The 15337-nt window shown below is 45.8% G+C and carries 18 protein-coding genes and 1 other annotated feature (1 of these 19 cut by a window edge); of the genes, 2 read left to right on the forward strand and 16 right to left on the reverse strand.

All coding sequences use genetic code 11. The annotated features are described in order from the left end of the window. Nucleotides 1-71: 71 nt before the first annotated feature. The 4 genes from IWT5_RS04805 to IWT5_RS04820 all read right to left on the reverse strand — a co-directional run bounded on the left by IWT5_RS04805 (nucleotide 72) and on the right by IWT5_RS04820 (nucleotide 3387). Complete coding sequence (locus IWT5_RS04805; protein ID WP_089108825.1) at nucleotides 72-545, reverse strand: nucleoside 2-deoxyribosyltransferase; 474 nt, start codon at nucleotides 543-545, stop codon at nucleotides 72-74. 334 nt (nucleotides 546-879) lie between these two features. Further along, the gene (locus IWT5_RS04810) at nucleotides 880-2178 is read right to left on the reverse strand and encodes a nucleobase:cation symporter-2 family protein (RefSeq protein WP_439959078.1); all 1299 of its coding nucleotides are present in this window, start codon (nucleotides 2176-2178) and stop codon (nucleotides 880-882) included. A gap of 118 nt (nucleotides 2179-2296) precedes the next feature. After that, nucleotides 2297-2617, reverse strand: coding sequence for a PTS lactose/cellobiose transporter subunit IIA (locus IWT5_RS04815; RefSeq protein ID WP_089108827.1), 321 nt, complete (start codon nucleotides 2615-2617; stop codon nucleotides 2297-2299). Nucleotides 2618-2766: 149 nt separating this feature from the next. Beyond that, a complete protein-coding gene (locus IWT5_RS04820) occupies nucleotides 2767-3387 on the reverse strand; it encodes a DapH/DapD/GlmU-related protein (RefSeq protein ID WP_089108828.1) in 621 nt (206 codons plus the stop codon). Nucleotides 3388-3454: 67 nt separating this feature from the next. Between IWT5_RS04820 and IWT5_RS04825 the strand changes: the two genes are divergently transcribed. Both IWT5_RS04825 and IWT5_RS04830 read left to right on the forward strand, forming a co-directional pair. Continuing rightward, nucleotides 3455-4639, forward strand: coding sequence for an NAD(P)-dependent oxidoreductase (locus IWT5_RS04825; RefSeq protein ID WP_191981282.1), 1185 nt, complete (start codon nucleotides 3455-3457; stop codon nucleotides 4637-4639). 98 nt (nucleotides 4640-4737) lie between these two features. After that, entirely contained in the window at nucleotides 4738-5355 is a 618-nt protein-coding gene (locus IWT5_RS04830) for a DedA family protein (protein ID WP_089108830.1), read from the forward strand. A gap of 46 nt (nucleotides 5356-5401) precedes the next feature. On the opposite strand, the gene IWT5_RS04835 is transcribed toward IWT5_RS04830, so the two are convergent. The 12 genes from IWT5_RS04835 to IWT5_RS04890 form a co-directional block, all read right to left on the reverse strand. Next, nucleotides 5402-6496 (reverse strand): PTS sugar transporter subunit IIC, encoded by a 1095-nt coding sequence (locus IWT5_RS04835; RefSeq protein ID WP_089108831.1) that lies wholly within the window; start codon nucleotides 6494-6496, stop codon nucleotides 5402-5404. A gap of 221 nt (nucleotides 6497-6717) precedes the next feature. Then, nucleotides 6718-7581, reverse strand: a complete 864-nt coding sequence (locus tag IWT5_RS04840; RefSeq protein ID WP_089108832.1) for a helix-turn-helix transcriptional regulator — start codon at nucleotides 7579-7581, stop codon at nucleotides 6718-6720. A 170-nt stretch (nucleotides 7582-7751) separates the two neighbouring features. Next, nucleotides 7752-8828 (reverse strand): histidinol-phosphate transaminase, encoded by a 1077-nt coding sequence (hisC, locus tag IWT5_RS04845; protein WP_089108833.1) that lies wholly within the window; start codon nucleotides 8826-8828, stop codon nucleotides 7752-7754. 10 nt (nucleotides 8829-8838) lie between these two features. Continuing rightward, nucleotides 8839-9159 carry a phosphoribosyl-ATP diphosphatase gene (gene hisE, locus IWT5_RS04850; RefSeq protein WP_089108834.1) on the reverse strand — a complete coding sequence of 107 codons (321 nt, stop codon included), beginning with the start codon at nucleotides 9157-9159 and terminating at the stop codon, nucleotides 8839-8841. A 1-nt stretch (nucleotide 9160) separates the two neighbouring features. Then, nucleotides 9161-9496: a phosphoribosyl-AMP cyclohydrolase gene (gene hisI / locus IWT5_RS04855; protein WP_089108906.1), complete on the reverse strand. Its 336-nt coding sequence runs from the start codon at nucleotides 9494-9496 to the stop codon at nucleotides 9161-9163. Between the two features lie 2 nt (nucleotides 9497-9498). Beyond that, a complete protein-coding gene (hisF, locus tag IWT5_RS04860) occupies nucleotides 9499-10257 on the reverse strand; it encodes an imidazole glycerol phosphate synthase subunit HisF (protein ID WP_089108835.1) in 759 nt (252 codons plus the stop codon). Then, the gene (gene hisA / locus IWT5_RS04865) at nucleotides 10247-10975 is read right to left on the reverse strand and encodes a 1-(5-phosphoribosyl)-5-[(5-phosphoribosylamino)methylideneamino]imidazole-4-carboxamide isomerase (protein WP_089108836.1); all 729 of its coding nucleotides are present in this window, start codon (nucleotides 10973-10975) and stop codon (nucleotides 10247-10249) included. Before hisA ends, hisF begins: the two co-directional genes overlap by 11 nt. Further along, nucleotides 10953-11579: an imidazole glycerol phosphate synthase subunit HisH gene (hisH, locus tag IWT5_RS04870; protein ID WP_089108837.1), complete on the reverse strand. Its 627-nt coding sequence runs from the start codon at nucleotides 11577-11579 to the stop codon at nucleotides 10953-10955. The genes hisA and hisH overlap by 23 nt, the downstream gene beginning before the upstream one ends. Continuing rightward, nucleotides 11579-12163, reverse strand: a complete 585-nt coding sequence (hisB, locus tag IWT5_RS04875) for an imidazoleglycerol-phosphate dehydratase HisB (RefSeq protein WP_089108838.1) — start codon at nucleotides 12161-12163, stop codon at nucleotides 11579-11581. The genes hisH and hisB overlap by 1 nt, the downstream gene beginning before the upstream one ends. A gap of 10 nt (nucleotides 12164-12173) precedes the next feature. Then, nucleotides 12174-13454 carry a histidinol dehydrogenase gene (hisD, locus tag IWT5_RS04880; protein WP_089108839.1) on the reverse strand — a complete coding sequence of 427 codons (1281 nt, stop codon included), beginning with the start codon at nucleotides 13452-13454 and terminating at the stop codon, nucleotides 12174-12176. After that, complete coding sequence (hisG, locus tag IWT5_RS04885) at nucleotides 13454-14092, reverse strand: ATP phosphoribosyltransferase (RefSeq protein ID WP_089108840.1); 639 nt, start codon at nucleotides 14090-14092, stop codon at nucleotides 13454-13456. The genes hisD and hisG overlap by 1 nt, the downstream gene beginning before the upstream one ends. Beyond that, on the reverse strand, nucleotides 14093-15238 hold the full coding sequence (locus IWT5_RS04890) for an ATP phosphoribosyltransferase regulatory subunit (RefSeq protein ID WP_439959079.1): 1146 nt from the start codon (nucleotides 15236-15238) through the stop codon (nucleotides 14093-14095). Between the two features lie 53 nt (nucleotides 15239-15291). Continuing rightward, nucleotides 15292-15337 (reverse strand) — a binding site (T-box leader); it runs 214 nt beyond the window's last position.

Genomic DNA, 15337 nt, shown 5'->3' on the forward strand with positions numbered 1-15337 from the left:
GAATGCACATAGAGCCATTATTCAAGCTGGTCGCTTTAGCGGCCAGCTTTTTTATTGGCTTTAACCTCAAATTAGAACACTTCTTTATCAGTGTAGTGCTGAGGCAGGTTATTAAAGTCATACGACTTCAAAGCCTGAATTGCTTCTTTGCCATTAAAGAAGGCAGTATAAGATTGTGCCAGCATCAAATTGATCTTTTTATTTTCATCATACTGGACGAGAACAACCGGAACACCAGCCTGCCATGCTGCACCAATTTCAAAAATGGTACCAGAGTCTGGTTCATTCTCCTTAGTTTCTTCGAATTGATAATCTAAGATAGCCACGACGGCATTCGCTTTACGAACCTGTCGGACGTCACTATTAAATGTCGCAACTTGCCACTTAAAAGAACCAAACTCCAAATCATCATGCTGATGTTCAGAAGGGATAAAAATACCGTTTTCCGCAACAGTAGGATTGGCGCGTAATAAATTGACAACTTCATTGACCCGCGCATTTTGACCATCACTAAAGAATGGCGCTGCTAAGTAAATATTATTCATGACAAGTCATACTCCTTTATTATATTATCCATAAGGATACCATATAACCGCATCAATAATCATTAAAAAGCGGTGGGTTTTACCTCGTGTAGGAACTAACCGCCTGATTCTTTTCAAAAGAGGCTGCAACAACCTTCCAGTTATTGCAGCCCCTTATTTCGCACACGACGGCAAAATCGTATGCCAACAAGTGTTTAGCAAACTTATAGTAGCGGATTTCGCCACCGCTTTCAACTAGAATTTAATGAGATTTACTCGCTTTATCCTTTAGTAGCCACCGTTTAACAGTGGTTTACATTCTCTGCCAGAGATTAGCCCTCACTAAAACGACTGATCAGTCTTCAACTTTGTGTTTGAGTGCCGTATTATTCAGTAATACATTCAGTATAACCGCCGCAAAACTTCCCACGACCATGCCATTACTCAAAATAGTTTGTACTTCAGCTGGTAAGAACTGGAACAGTGCTGGCTGAGTCGTGACACCTAAGCCTAACCCAACTGACACGGCAATAATCAGTAAGTTGCGATTATTGAACTCAACTTTCATTAACATTTTTACCCCTTGAGCCCCGACCATGCCAAACATGATCAACATCGCGCCACCCAATACAGAAGCAGGAATTAAGGTTGCGATTGCGCCAAACTTAGGAATCAAACCCAAGAAAATTAACAGGAAAGCTGAATAATAAACTGGCCGTAGCGTTTTGATACCAGATAACTGAACGATACCAACGTTTTGTGAGAAAGTAGAATAGGGGAACGTATTAAAGATCCCACCAAGAATTGCGGCTAATCCTTCGGAACGGTACCCATGCTTCAAATCCTTCGTATCCAAATCACGGCCCGTAATCTCAGCCAGTGCAAAGTACACCCCCGTTGATTCGATCATACAAGTAACGGCAGCCAAAATCATGGTTGCAATGGATGACCATTCAAAGTGCGGTACCCCAAAGTAAAAGGGTTGGGGCAGTTGCAGCCAATGGGCAGCACTCACTGGTGCAAACCCAACCTTACCTAAGGCAATAGCAAGCAAAGTACCCACTAAAATCCCAATTAAAATGGCAATCTGTTTGATAAATCCTCTACCCCAAATGTTGATCACAATAATGACTAACGCTGTTATAAAACCTAGCGTCAGATTATATGGTGAGCCAAAATCCTTAGCCGTGGCGTTACCACCACCGAGATTTTGGAACGCCACAGGAATCAGCGTAAACCCGATCAACGTGATCAAAGAACCCGTTACTACCGGCGGAAAGAAGCGTCTTAAACCGGCAAACGGCCCAGCAATCAATATAATAAAGACGCCCGCCGCAATAATGCCACCGTACATATAAGTCCAGCCAAAATGATTACCGATACTTTGGAGAGGGGCAACGTATTCAACCGCACATCCCAGCACCACCGGCAAGCCGATCCCAGTTAACGGTGTTCGCTTTAGCTGCAGCAAAGTGGCAATGCCACACATAAAGATATCCATTGAAACCAAATAAGTCATTTGAGCGGCACTGAAATGAAGTGCCCCGCCAACCAGTAATGGGACTAAAATATCGCCCGAGTACATCGCCAACAAATGCTGAAAGCCTAAAATCAAGTTCTTTAAAACAGAACGATTATTATTAATAGTTTCCAAATTCACGACCCCTTATTCGGTTTTGTCTGCTTTTCATCTTTATATTATCATCTAATTGGTCGTTATTCAAACTAATTGAGAACGATTCTACTAAATAATACAAGATAGTTCGTCCTAACTAATGTTCAAGTTGATCAAGGCGCTCATAAACTGCAACTAATTCGCGACCCAGTTCAATTGTCGTCATGGCCATGCTCAAGTGGTCCTGAGCGTGGACCATGAGTAACGTTAGTCCCGCATCAGAGTTAACGTGAGTCCTAATGTAGTCGCTTTGGGCCTGATGTCCTTCGCCTAACCTTTTTTCTGCCTCATCAAATTTGATTCGGGCTGCTTGGATCTGTCCCTTCTTTGCCAACGTAATCCCCTCAAAAGACAATTTTTTGACGTCTCCAGCCGCCAAAATGAGTTGCATGGCAACGTGCTGTTCATCTTCAGTCATGATCTGCCCCCTTTTTAGGTTTTTTAATTCTTAAGGTAGTCTCATTTTATGATTGACGCAACGGTTTTTCGGCGAATTCTTTTTTTAAACAAACCAAAAAGGGATTTTAACCCGGCCGGCACCGGATTAAAATCCCCCCTAAATCACGACTATAAGTGTTTGGCAACAAATTCTTCAATCGGTAACCGGAAATCCGCGTAGTTGGCTTCGAGTTCTTCACGGGGCCAATTCCACCACGCAATTTTTGCTAAATCAGTTTTAATTTCATCCGGGAAACGGTCTTTGATCTTCTTCCCGGGGATACCGCCAATAATGGTATATGGCTCAACGTCACGGGTAACCACCGCACCGGCACCGATCACCGCACCATCACCAACCGTGACACCAGCTTGAACCACCACATCATGGCCTAACCAAACGTCGTTACCAATCACCGTTTTTAATGCCTTGCGTTGCTCCAAGAAGGCCTTATCTGGCTCACCGAAACCGTAACCCGTCCCGTTATAAGCAAAAATATGCTGACTTGGGCGATTATATGGATGGTTGGTCGGCCCAATACGAACCATGGCAGCCATACTGATGAACTTCTTCAATTCACTATTTTGAATAAAACATAATTGACCGGTATACGTGTAATCATCTATAGTACTATTGTCGATGAAATTTTCACTGCCGATTTCAACGTACTGACCGAACCTGGTATCTTTAATCTGACCGCCTTCCCCAATCGTTGGCTGATCTTTGGAAAGTTTCACGTAATTAATATGCATCTGTCTCACTCCCGCTTTATAATAGTTGAGATTATTATACATAAAAATTGATTTTGGGGGAAAAATGATGTACCAAGTAAAAGCTATTGATGAATTTAGTGTAAATGAGTTTGCTGGAGATATTTTCCAGGTTAAAGATACCGATACCCCTGACGCCGTCCTTGTCCGCAGCTCCAAAGTTCCTGATGAGCTGATCACGCAGCACCTTTTGCTGGTGGCTAGGTCAGGAATCGGCACCAATACGATCAATATTGATGCCTGCACTCAAAATGGCACGGCTGTTTTCAACACGCCCGGCGCCAATGCTAACGCCGTTAAAGAACTAGTTCTCCAAGTCCTATTCACCACTGCTCGTCCGCTACAGGCAGCAATCAATCACACCGCGGGCTTAAAGGGCGATCACCTTCAACAGCAGGCAGAAGCCACCCGCTACCAATTCATTGGTCACGAACTCTACGGCAAAACAATTGGTATCATAGGTCTTGGTGCAATCGGTCAACGCCTAGCTGACAGCTGCTATCATTTAGGTATGCAAGTGGTTGGTTATAATCGTAGTCCTAAAAATTTGCAATTTGTTCAGCAACTGGAAACCATCGAAGACGTCCTGGCAGCCGCGGATTTCGTTGTTTTGCTACTACCTTTAACCGAAACCACCGAGGGGCTTATGAATGCCGACCGTTTCAAATCAATGCGTCACAACGCTGTCCTCTTGAATTTCGGCAGAGGTGAGCTGGTTGATAACGCAGCCGTTATCGACGCACTCAATCAGGGGCAATTTCAGCAATACATCACTGATTTCCCGACGACTGCATTACGGGAACAAGGACACGTCGTCATGCTGCCGCACCTAGGTGGTAACACCGTTGAAGCGCTATCTCAAAGTGCCAACCTCACGTTGCAAAATACGCGTGACTTCCTCGAAACAGGTGTGATTAGAGCCTCAGTTAATTTTCCCACGGCTGATTTACCGTTTAACAGTCCCCACCGACTAACCGTTTTCTTTAAATCGAGAAGTGCTTTTTGGAATGATATTGCAACCATCTTAAGTCGGCATCACGTTCCAGTTTTAGAAATGATCAGCAACATGCGGGGAGAACATGGGTACATGTTAGTCAATATTGATCTACTCAAGCCCCACTTAACCGCTGAAGATACCAACCGTTTAATTCAAGAGATCAGCAGCATTGATGGGGCAATCAGAGTTCGAATCTTAACCAATCCATCGGCACTCAGCACTCATTTAAATGCTTAAGAAAGCCTAAGCTTTAAGCGGTTAAATTGACCCAGCTCAGGGAAATCCGATAAACTACTAGGAAGAGAAACTTCTATTACGTTTTAAGGAGCGCAACTATGAATACTCAAACTATCATGACCCTCATTGATCAATACGGTTATCTGGCCATTATTTGTTTGATTGCGCTGGAAAATATTTTCCCACCCATTCCCTCCGAGGTGATTCTGACTTTTACCGGTTTTTTAACCCTCACCAGTAACCTCACCATTTGGGGAGCCATCATCGCCGCAACGTTTGGTTCACTCTTAGGTGCCATTCTCCTGTATGGTATTGGCCGGCTGATTTCCGTTGAACGCCTCAGTCGATTTGTGGCTACCCGAATAGGTCGGCTGCTGCATTTAAAACAAACGGATATTAAACGTGCCAGTACTTTTTTTAACCGTCGCGGCGGTCTGGCCATCTTTTACGGCCGTTTCGTTCCCGTGGTACGCAGCTTGATCTCTATTCCAGCCGGAATGGCAGAATACCCATTCTGGTCATTCGTCACCCTTTCGACTTTAGGTACCCTCATTTGGAACACGGTGTTAATTAACGCTGGCTGTCTGGCCGGTACTCATTGGAAAACTGTTATGGGCTGGTTCGAAGAGGCTTCAATGCTGATCCTGATTGTCAGCTTGTTCATCGTCGCCTTATTAATTGTTATCTATTACATTAAGAAGAAACGAATCGACTAAAAAAGCACATGACGTGATGTCATGTGCTTTTTGATATCGATAAAATTTAAACGATCTCCAAATGAAGCTGTTCATCTCGAACCCAATCAACAGCTGCGAGCAAGCGGTAAACCACAAGTGCGATAACTGCGGGTGCCAAAACGGCCATTACCATGTAGGCGATGAACATTGGCATACTGCTTGAAGCCAAGTTAATTGGTGCAATCAATGAATTCAACCCTAAACCACCAAGTGTGTAGGAAACTTTGAAGCCGAAGAAAACGGTTGCCAGCGGTGCACAAACCCCAGCGGCAACGAACGATGGAATTGCTAAGCGTGGGTTTTTCAACAGATTAGGAAATTGAACCTTAGGTGTGATGATTCCTTGCGCGATGTTAGCACCAATCTTGTTTTGACGCCATGAGATAGCTGTGAAACCAACGAATTGAGCGGTAGTCCCAACCAAAGCGGCACCAGCTGCTAATGGCGACAGCATAACAGCAACTGACAAAGCAGCTGAAGAAGCGGGTGTCATCAGGAACAGTGACCAAGCAAGCGAAACACAAACGGAACCAACAACTGGGTTAACTTGCATTGATTGGGCAATGAAAGCACTCATCCAGTTCAAAGCAGGCGTGGTAACACTGGCTAAGCCAAGGCCTGCGATTGAACCAACAAGTGTGGCAGCTAATGGCACCAGCATCATGTCCAGTGGTGTCTTACCGGTCAAATACTTACCAACTAATACGGCAACTAAACCGGCGGCAACGGCGCTGATTGGTTGACCAGTGGTGAAGATCCCTGATTGGGCTGCTTCAACCATCTTATTACCAGTAGCGGTTGCGGCGTGCATCGCAGTACCAGTAAAGTAGACGGCGTTGGCACCAACCGTTGAAGAAATCATGGCACTGAAGAGAACCAGCGTGTTCACTTTCATTTGAGATGCAATGGCGGCACCAAACGCTGGTGCCAGTAACCATTGAGCAATTGAGCCAACCTGAAATAGCGCTTGCCAATGAACGAAGTTAGCGATTGATTGGGTTAACAACCCAATCCCCAACATAACCAAAACGGCGTTTGAAACACCTGCCGAAACCTTATAGACGTAATCCATGACTGACATTTTCTCGTTGTCAGCTGTTGCTGCTTGTGTACTTTCCATATGTAAGACCTCTCTTTTTGCCTCTCATTATGAGAGCTATGTGATAAAATGAGAAAATGATTAAAATATCTATGCAGTTATTAAACCATTATCTGAAAATAATGTCAACACATTTTCACTCGAAATTTTAATTTAATTCTAATTTTCAGCTGAGGCCACAAAAAGGGAGTAACAGCATGGCAATCATCCTGTTACTCCCTTTTACATAGTTTAATAGACTCTTATTTTGCACTCTGGCGGTACTTAGTTGGTGAAATCCCGGTGTATTTTTTAAACGAAGTTGAAAAGTAATAGATATTTTGGAACCCCACGTTCAGTGCGATATCTTCCACCGAAGCATCCGTATTCAGCAACCACTGCGCAGCTTCTTCCATCCGATACTGCATTAAAAACTCAGCTGGCGATAAGCCAATCGTCTGACGCAGTACACGAACGATATAATTTGGCCGGGCATTAAACTGCTCGCTTAACGTTGCAGCCGTAATTTTCTTATTAAAATTCTTTTTAAGGAATTTCTGAATCGATAAGGACATCTGGGTTAATTCATTCTTAGCATTGTCTTGCGTTTGTAGGCATGCAAGCAACTTAATGAACAGTTCTTGAGCCTCAAAGAACTGTTTCGAATTACAGTTCAATTCCTTAGAAACTAACTGATCAACCATCGAATAGACCCGTTCCGGTTCCGTTACTGGCCGATGCTGCATCAAAAACAGCGTCTGTACCGGAACTGGCGGATGCAGCATTAAGGTTGTCATGGAATTTTTCGCCGGTGTTAACGAAGATTGAACGTGCCAGTCACCGGTAACATAAGCGTAGATCCAATCTAAGGTGACCGACTCATCATCAGCCCACCACTCGTATTTGTGGTAACCCGGTGTCATGATGAAGACTTCCCCATCGTTAACCTGCTGTTCCACACCATCTTGAACGATATTCAAGCGCCCTTGGCGTACGAAAGCGAACACAAAGTATTCCAAGTGAACTTGATTTATCTTACTACCATCAGGTTTAAGCTCGACCTGGCGACCTTCAATGAAAGTCGGTAATGGCAGACAAGACAGCGAAATATATGCAGTCTGTGCCATGTTCCCGTTCCTCCTAACAGTATCCGCTATCCTTCAAAAATATCCAATTATGATTGTTATAGATTTATAAAAAGGTCAGTTCAATTGTAACAATATCAGATACGATATAACAACAAAAAAGTACTACTAAATTGGTTATTTTACCAGACTTAGTCGCACTTTTTTATAATTTATTTTTGAACGAATTGCTGAATCAAATTCTGAACCCGCTGGTTATCCTCGGGTTTACCAATGGTAACCCGTAACCAATCGGGGCCTAATCCAGTCCGGACAAGATACCCATGACGAAGAAGTTCCGTACTTAGTTCTGCTGCACGCTTAACTTTAAAGAAGACAAAGTTTGCTTGCGACGGATAACTGACAAGTTTTAACCCTGTCAAAAAAGTTTGCCATTTTTGACGTTCTTTTGCCACCGCAGTGACGACACCCTGCACAAATTCTTGATCTGAATAGGCGGCACTGGCAGCAATTTCTGCGAAAGTACTTAAATTGTATGGCAATCGCACCGTCTGCAATATCTTAGCCAGTTGGGGTGCCACAACTGCGTAACCAACCCGAAAATTAGCCAGCCCATATGCCTTAGAAAAGGTGCGCAAAACAACCAAATTATCAAATTCAGACAACAGATCAACCACTGAAGCTGGTTTTTCTGACGTCACAAAATCAATGTAAGCTTCGTCTACCACAACGGTAACCGATCGCGGCACCTTAGTCATAAAGTCAGCAATGGCCTGATGGGTTACATAAGTGCCTGTCGGATTATTCGGATTGCATAACCAAATCATTGTCGTTGCCGGTGTTATGCTACCCAGCATTCCAGCTAGATCAGTGACACCTGAAGAGTCAACTGGGACGTTAACAAGCTTGGCGCCTTCAATTTTTGCGTGCAGGGCATATTCTGAAAAAGTGGGCTGGGTCAACACGACTTCGTCACCAGTCGAGATGAGGGTCCGAGATAATAATTGAATAATTTCATCTAACCCACCACCGAAAACTAACTTATTTGGCGCAACTTTTAATCCCGTAGCGATGGCCTGTCGCAACCCAGTGACTTCACTGTCTGGATAGCGGTTAGCATCCTTCACACCCCAATTTAAAATGGCCTGGGTCACTTTCGGTGAGGTCCCCCACTCATTCTCATTCGCTGACAACCGGACCAGGTGGGTTAAGCCCTGTTCCTTTTTGATGTCAGCCATTGTTTCTTCGGGGATATAGGGCTTCAAATTTGCAATCGACTTTTTAACCATTGGCAACCTCCTACAGCTCTTTAATGTCCCGGCGTTCCTTTGTTTTACTCATCAGGCCTTCACGCTCCGATAATTCCCGTTTGATTTGATCAACGCTGATCCCGCGATCAACCATCAAAACGAGGACGTGGTAGGCTAAATCGGCAACTTCATAAACGAATTCATCGTCGCTATCATTTTTAGCAGCTACAATCACTTCGGTTGATTCCTCGCCGACTTTCTTCAAAATTTTATCCAAACCTTTAGTAAACAGGTAGTCGGTGTATGACCCTTCCTTAGGGTTATTTTTCCGGTCTAAAATTAATTGATAAAGCGCATCTAAATCTTGCATATTATTGCCCTCCTGCTGAATTCAATTTAATATCACGGTAAAAGCAACTCGTTTGACCGGTATGGCAAGCCGGACCAGCTGGATTTACACGAACTAACAAGGTATCTTCATCACAATCGATTTGAATCGATACAATCGCTTGCGTGTTGCCACTGGTCGCCCCTTTGTGCCACAGTTCTTGCCGGCTGCGAGACCAAAACCAGGTCTGGTTACTCTCCAGGCTTAATTGATAGCTAGCCTCATTCATATAAGCCATCATCAACACTTGCTGGGTCTTATCGTCCACCACGATGGTCGGGACAAGCCCATCAGGATATTTTTCAAAATTAGGTTTCAACGTCATCGTACGGTCACTCCATCCTTCTTCAAAGCCTGTTTAACGGTCGGAATCGTAAATTCGCCAAAGTGGAAAACAGAGGCTGCTAACGCTGCATCAACATCCGTCTGCTTAAAGACAGCGTTAAAATCGCTCACTCGGCCACAGCCGCCTGAGGCAATGATGGGCACGTTCACCGCTGCTGTGAGAGTTTGATATAACGGAATATCAAAACCAGTTTTCGTACCATCCTTATCCATGCTGGTCACCATCAGTTCACCGGCGCCGGCTGAAACACCCTGTTTGGCCCATTCGATAACGTCCAAGTCCGTCGCTTCACGGCCACCATTGATGTAAACCCGATAACGCTTTTGGTCAGGATCCCATTTACTGTCGATGGCAAGCACCATGCACTGTGCACCAAATTTTTCAGCACCCTTTGAAATAAGTGATGGGTCACGGACCGCTGCGGAATTCAATGCCACTTTATCAGCTCCTGCTTTTAACAGCCGCTGCATATCATCAACGCTGTGAATGCCGCCACCGACTGTCAGGGGCATAAACACTTGGCCAGCCACCTTCTCGATCGTATCGACAATTGCTGGACGCTTTTCGTTGGTTGCCGTGATATCCAAGAAAACCAATTCATCGGCACCCTGCTTCTCATAAGCCGCTGCAATCGCCACCGGGTCACCGACGTCGGTTAAATGAACAAAGTTAACGCCCTTTTTTACCCGGCCGTGATCCACGTCCAAACACGGAATAATTCGTTTAGCCAGCATCCGCGGACACCTCCGCTAACGTATTCAATGTCAGGTCACCGGTGGCCATCGCACGCCCGACAATAGCTGATTTGATGCCAGCGTTGCCGAGGTTGTTTAAGTCGGTAACGGTGGTCACGCCACCAGAGGCAATCACTTGTGCGGTCGGAAAATTCTGTTGCAGTTTTGCTAACAATGCAACATTGGGGCCGCTCAACGTCCCGTCTTTGGTAATATCCGTGACGATAAAATTCACCACGCCAACAGCAATCATCGATGTCATCAAGGTACTCATAGAAACATCGCTTTTCTCCAGCCAGCCAGAAATCGCCACTTTGCCGTCTTTGCCATCAATCCCAACAACGATTTGGTCATTGCCAAATTGATCAACGGCTGCTTGCACAAGCTTGGGGTCCGTCAACGCAGCGGAACCGAGAATGACCCTTGAGACACCGCTGGTCAAGTAACCGTTGATCTGAGCTAACGTTCGGATACCACCGCCAACTTCAACTTTCAAAGCGGTTTCGGCACAAATCTGTTTAATCAGTTCCCGATTAACTGGCCGGCCGCTTTTAGCACCGTCTAAATCAACTAGGTGAAGTCGCTTCAACCCGGCGGCTTCAATTTGTTTTGCTTGCTGTAACGGATCTTGCGAAATCAGCGTGGTTTGCTCAAAGTCGCCCTGATACAGGCGGACACTTTGCTGATTTCGTAAATCAATTGCGGGAATAATTTCCATTAGATACCAACTCCTTAAACGCAGCCAGACCATTTAAACCGATTCGACCGCTCTTCTCTGGGTGAAATTGCATGCCGATCACGTTTTGATTACGCACGATACTAGGAATTTTGACGCCGTAGTCACTTTCGGCCAAGATGTATTGCGGCTGCGTTTTGACGTAGTAGGAATGAACGAAATACGTGGCTTCCTGGTCAAAACCATTAGCAATCGAATCTTTTTGCGTCACGATGTTCGAATCCCAGCCCATATGAGGCACCTTAACGCCGAGATCTTCGGGAATAGCAACCACTTCACCAGGAATCAACCCTAGTCCAGCCGTTTCGCCAAATTCAAAGCTGCGGTCAAACAGCAGCTGCATGCCTAGGCAGATACCTAAAATGGGGGTCCCCTTTTTGGCTGCCTGTTTAATGACTGGTATCAGTTCCCGTTCCTGCAGGGCTTCAACCGCCTTACCAAACGCACCGACCCCTGGCAGAATCAGCCCATCAGCTGCTGATATCACCGCCGGATCAGCGGATAGTGTGTTGGGAATTGCTAGAAAATCCATGGCTTTTTTGACGTTTCTGGTGTTACCCGTGTCGTAATCAATAATCGCAATCATTAAATCACTCCTTTAGTCGATGGCACCCCTTTGATTTCAGGATTAAGGGTCACGGCTGCTCGCAGCGCACGGCCTAATGCCTTAAATAACGTTTCAATTTTGTGGTGCGTGTTGCGGCCATATAACACTTCTGCGTGTAAATTCAATTCAGCGTTAAAGGCAAAGGCCTGGAAGAAATCCTCTGTGACTTCAGTATCGTAATCGCCGAGTTTAGGATTCGTCAGTTCCGCTTTAAAGACCAGGTAACTGCGACCTGATAAATCGATGACCACCCGGCTGAGTGTTTCATCTAAGGGAATCAGGGCTGAGCCAAACCGTTCGATGCCAACTTTATCACCTAACGCCTGCTTCAGGGCCATCCCTAAGGCAATCCCCACGTCTTCAGTCGTGTGGTGGGGATCAACGTTTAAATCACCGTTAGCCTTCACCACAAGTCCAAACCGGCCGTGACGGGCAAAGGCATCCAGCATGTGATCCAAGAAACCGATGCCAGTGTCGATTTTGATCGTCTCGTAATTGTCTAAATTCAACCTCAGTTCAATTTGTGTTTCGTTCGTATTGCGCTTAACCGTGGCTTCTCTCATCGTGTGCCTCCTAGTTAAACCGTGCTTCAACGGCACGTGCGTGGGCTTCAAGGCCCTCAACCCGAGCTAACGTCGTGATGGCCTTTTCTTCCTTCTTCAAAGCATCTCGCGAGTAAGTCACGAACTGAATTCGCTTAACAAAGTCCGAAACCCCCAGTGGTGAGAAGAACCGAGCAGTCCCGCCAGTTGGCAAAATGTGGTTAGGACCGGCAACGTAATCACCCACGGGTTCTGAGGCGTTAAAGCCTAAGAAGACGGAACCGGCATTCTTAATTTGGTTCAGGTACTGCATGGCGTCTTCCAATTCAATTTCCAAGTGTTCTGGGGCAATGGCATTCATGACGGTAAAGGCTTCATCCAGGTCGTCAACGACGGCAATGAACCCCTTATTCTTAACCGAAGCACTGGCAATTTCTTCACGTGGCAACGTCTTGACTTGACGGTCGATTTCATCACTGACCGCTTCAGCAAATTTCTCACTAGGCGTGACCATCATTGGCCGTGCTAACTTATCGTGTTCCGCTTGAGAAAGTAAGTCGGCTGCAACTTCCTTTGGGTTAGCTGAATCATCCGCAATCACCCCAATTTCTGATGGCCCGGCAATCATATCAATATCGACTTGGCCGAAGACCTGCTTCTTAGCCACGGCAACAAAAATGTTACCAGGACCGGTAATCTTATCCACACGAGGAATGCTTTCGGTACCATAAGCTAAGGCAGCAATGGCTTGTGCACCACCGACTTGATAAATTTCATCGATACCGGCAATCTTTGCGGCAGCTAAAACAGCTTGGCCGATACCGTCCTTTTGTGGCGGTGTGACCATGACAATTTTGCCCACACCAGCAAGCTTGGCAGGAATGACGTTCATCAGAATAGATGACGGGTACGCAGCAGTACCACCGGGAACGTAGAGACCAACGGCAGCTAGCGGCGTGATTTTTTCACCGCGGACAACGCCTTTTTGCTCAGCGTCCACAAAGCCGTTTTGAATTTCTTTTTGGTGATAGCTAACAATGTTATTTTTGGCTAAATTCAACGCGTCGATCAAGCCTTGATCTGCGTTCTCATAAGCAGCGTCAATGTCGGCTTGCGGCACTCGTAAATCATCTAATTCAACCTTATCGAACTTACGGCTGTATTCTTTCAGTGCTTGGTCACCATTCTTAATGACGTTGGCGATAATGCCAGAAACGGTCGCTTCAACTTTTGGCTGGTTAGCTTGCTGGTCCGTTTGACGGTCCACTTGTTCGAGCAATTGGTCTAAGGTTTGGTTTTTTAAAATTTTCATTATTCATTCACTCCTAAATTAAGTTTGGCTTTTTGTAGGTTTTCAACGAGGGTTCTAATTTCTGACTGATACTGTTTCAAGGCGAGGCGGTTGACCACCAGCTGAGTGCTGACCGGCTGCAGTTCCGCGTAAACGTGAAGGTTATTTTCTCGTAACGTTGTCCCAGTTTCGGTGATATCAACGATGGCATCGGCTAAACCAATCAACGGCGCTAGTTCCACCGAACCTTCAATGCGGATGATCTCAACATCCTCACCAATACTTTGAAAGTAACGCTTCGTGATATTGGGATACTTGGTGGCAATGATTTTCCGGCGGACTTGCTGGGGATCGAAGTCACCGGTGGATGCCAACACGAATCGACAACGACCAACGCCAAGGTCTAGCATGGCGTACTGGGTGTTGTTCTGTTCAGCTAAGATGTCGCTGCCGACAATCCCCAGATGGACGGATCCGCTGTTGAGATACGTGAGAACGTCAGGTCCTTTGACTAAGATGGTCTCGTACACCGGATCTTCATCAAAAATCAACCGCCGGCCCTTATTGCGGATCCCGCTGCAGTCGATGCCGCTGGCTTCAAGCAGTGGCACCACTTGCTGTTCCACCCGGCCCTTAGTTAAAGCAATCTTGATTGGCATTTACTCACCTTCTTTCGTTAAATTCAACAGCCGCTGATTGTTACTAACTGCAATTCGGTTAGCTTCATCCCGGCTATCTGCCAGACACAAGGTACTGTTGGGCGTCTCCTGCAACACCTCTTCAGCTTCCTGCCATTGAGCCGAATCGAAGTAGATTAAAGTCTGCTTGGCTGTATCCGGTAACGGTACCCGATCAGCCAACGCGTCCACATCGAACGCCAATCCAACGGCAGGTTCTTTAATCTGCTGGAAACTCGTTAGCAGGTCATCATATCGGCCACCACTGAACAGGTAGTCCGATGCATTTTGAGTGTATCCCCGGAAAGCCATTCCGGTGTAGTACGTCTGTGGCGACGGAATACTGAGGTCGAGAACCACGTGCTGATTCGGCGCCATCTGCTTGATAAACTGGTTAACAGCGTTAAGACTGTCGATTACCGTCTGTACTTTCGGAATCTTGGGTAGCCGCTGAACCACCTTCATGACCGTATCGAAATCGCCGAACAGCCACGGCCATTCACTTAGGAATTCACCAAACTCGGTGTCGGCTAGTAGTTCCGAAATTTGGTTGTAAACGGTCAGGTTCTTGGTAAACAACGCCTGCTTGAGAGCTACCTTAGTTGGCTCTGGTACCGGTAAAGCTGCTAAAACACCCTCAACGAATCGAGCATCACTTAGTTCCAAGGTCATTTCTTTAATTCCGGTTGCCTGGCAACCCGCTAGTGCAATCGTTAAGCACTCCAACTCCCCTTTGATGCTGCTATACCCAACTAACTCAATACCAGCTTGCGTCACTTGGTTGTAACTACCGGATAACTGCTTTTTCACTCGGAAGACATCACCGCCGTAATACCATTTGGCCGGTAACTCAACCCCCGTGGTACTCATCATTCGTGCTACTGGTAGGGTTAAATCGGGTCTTAGCACCAAGGCCTCCCCCTGCTCGTCAAGTAATTGATACGGCCGGTAATTAGCTAAATTCAACGGCTTAAAAACATCCGCATATTCGAGGATCGGCGTGGTTAATTTGGTGAAACCACGTTGCTTAAAGATTGAAAAAAGTTGGCTTGAAATGTTTTCCTTAACAGCCGCTCGGGGACCAAATTCGTCTCGCGTGCCACTTGGTAAATTTCGGTTTTTAATCATGCTGTTCTCCTTTCTGATAAACAAAAAGTCCTCGCAAACTAATCTAGTTAGTTTACGAGGACGATTTAAATCGCGGTTCCACCTCAATTTGTCGCCACC

Source organism: Secundilactobacillus mixtipabuli, from assembly GCF_002217925.1.
GTDB lineage: Bacteria > Bacillota > Bacilli > Lactobacillales > Lactobacillaceae > Secundilactobacillus > Secundilactobacillus mixtipabuli.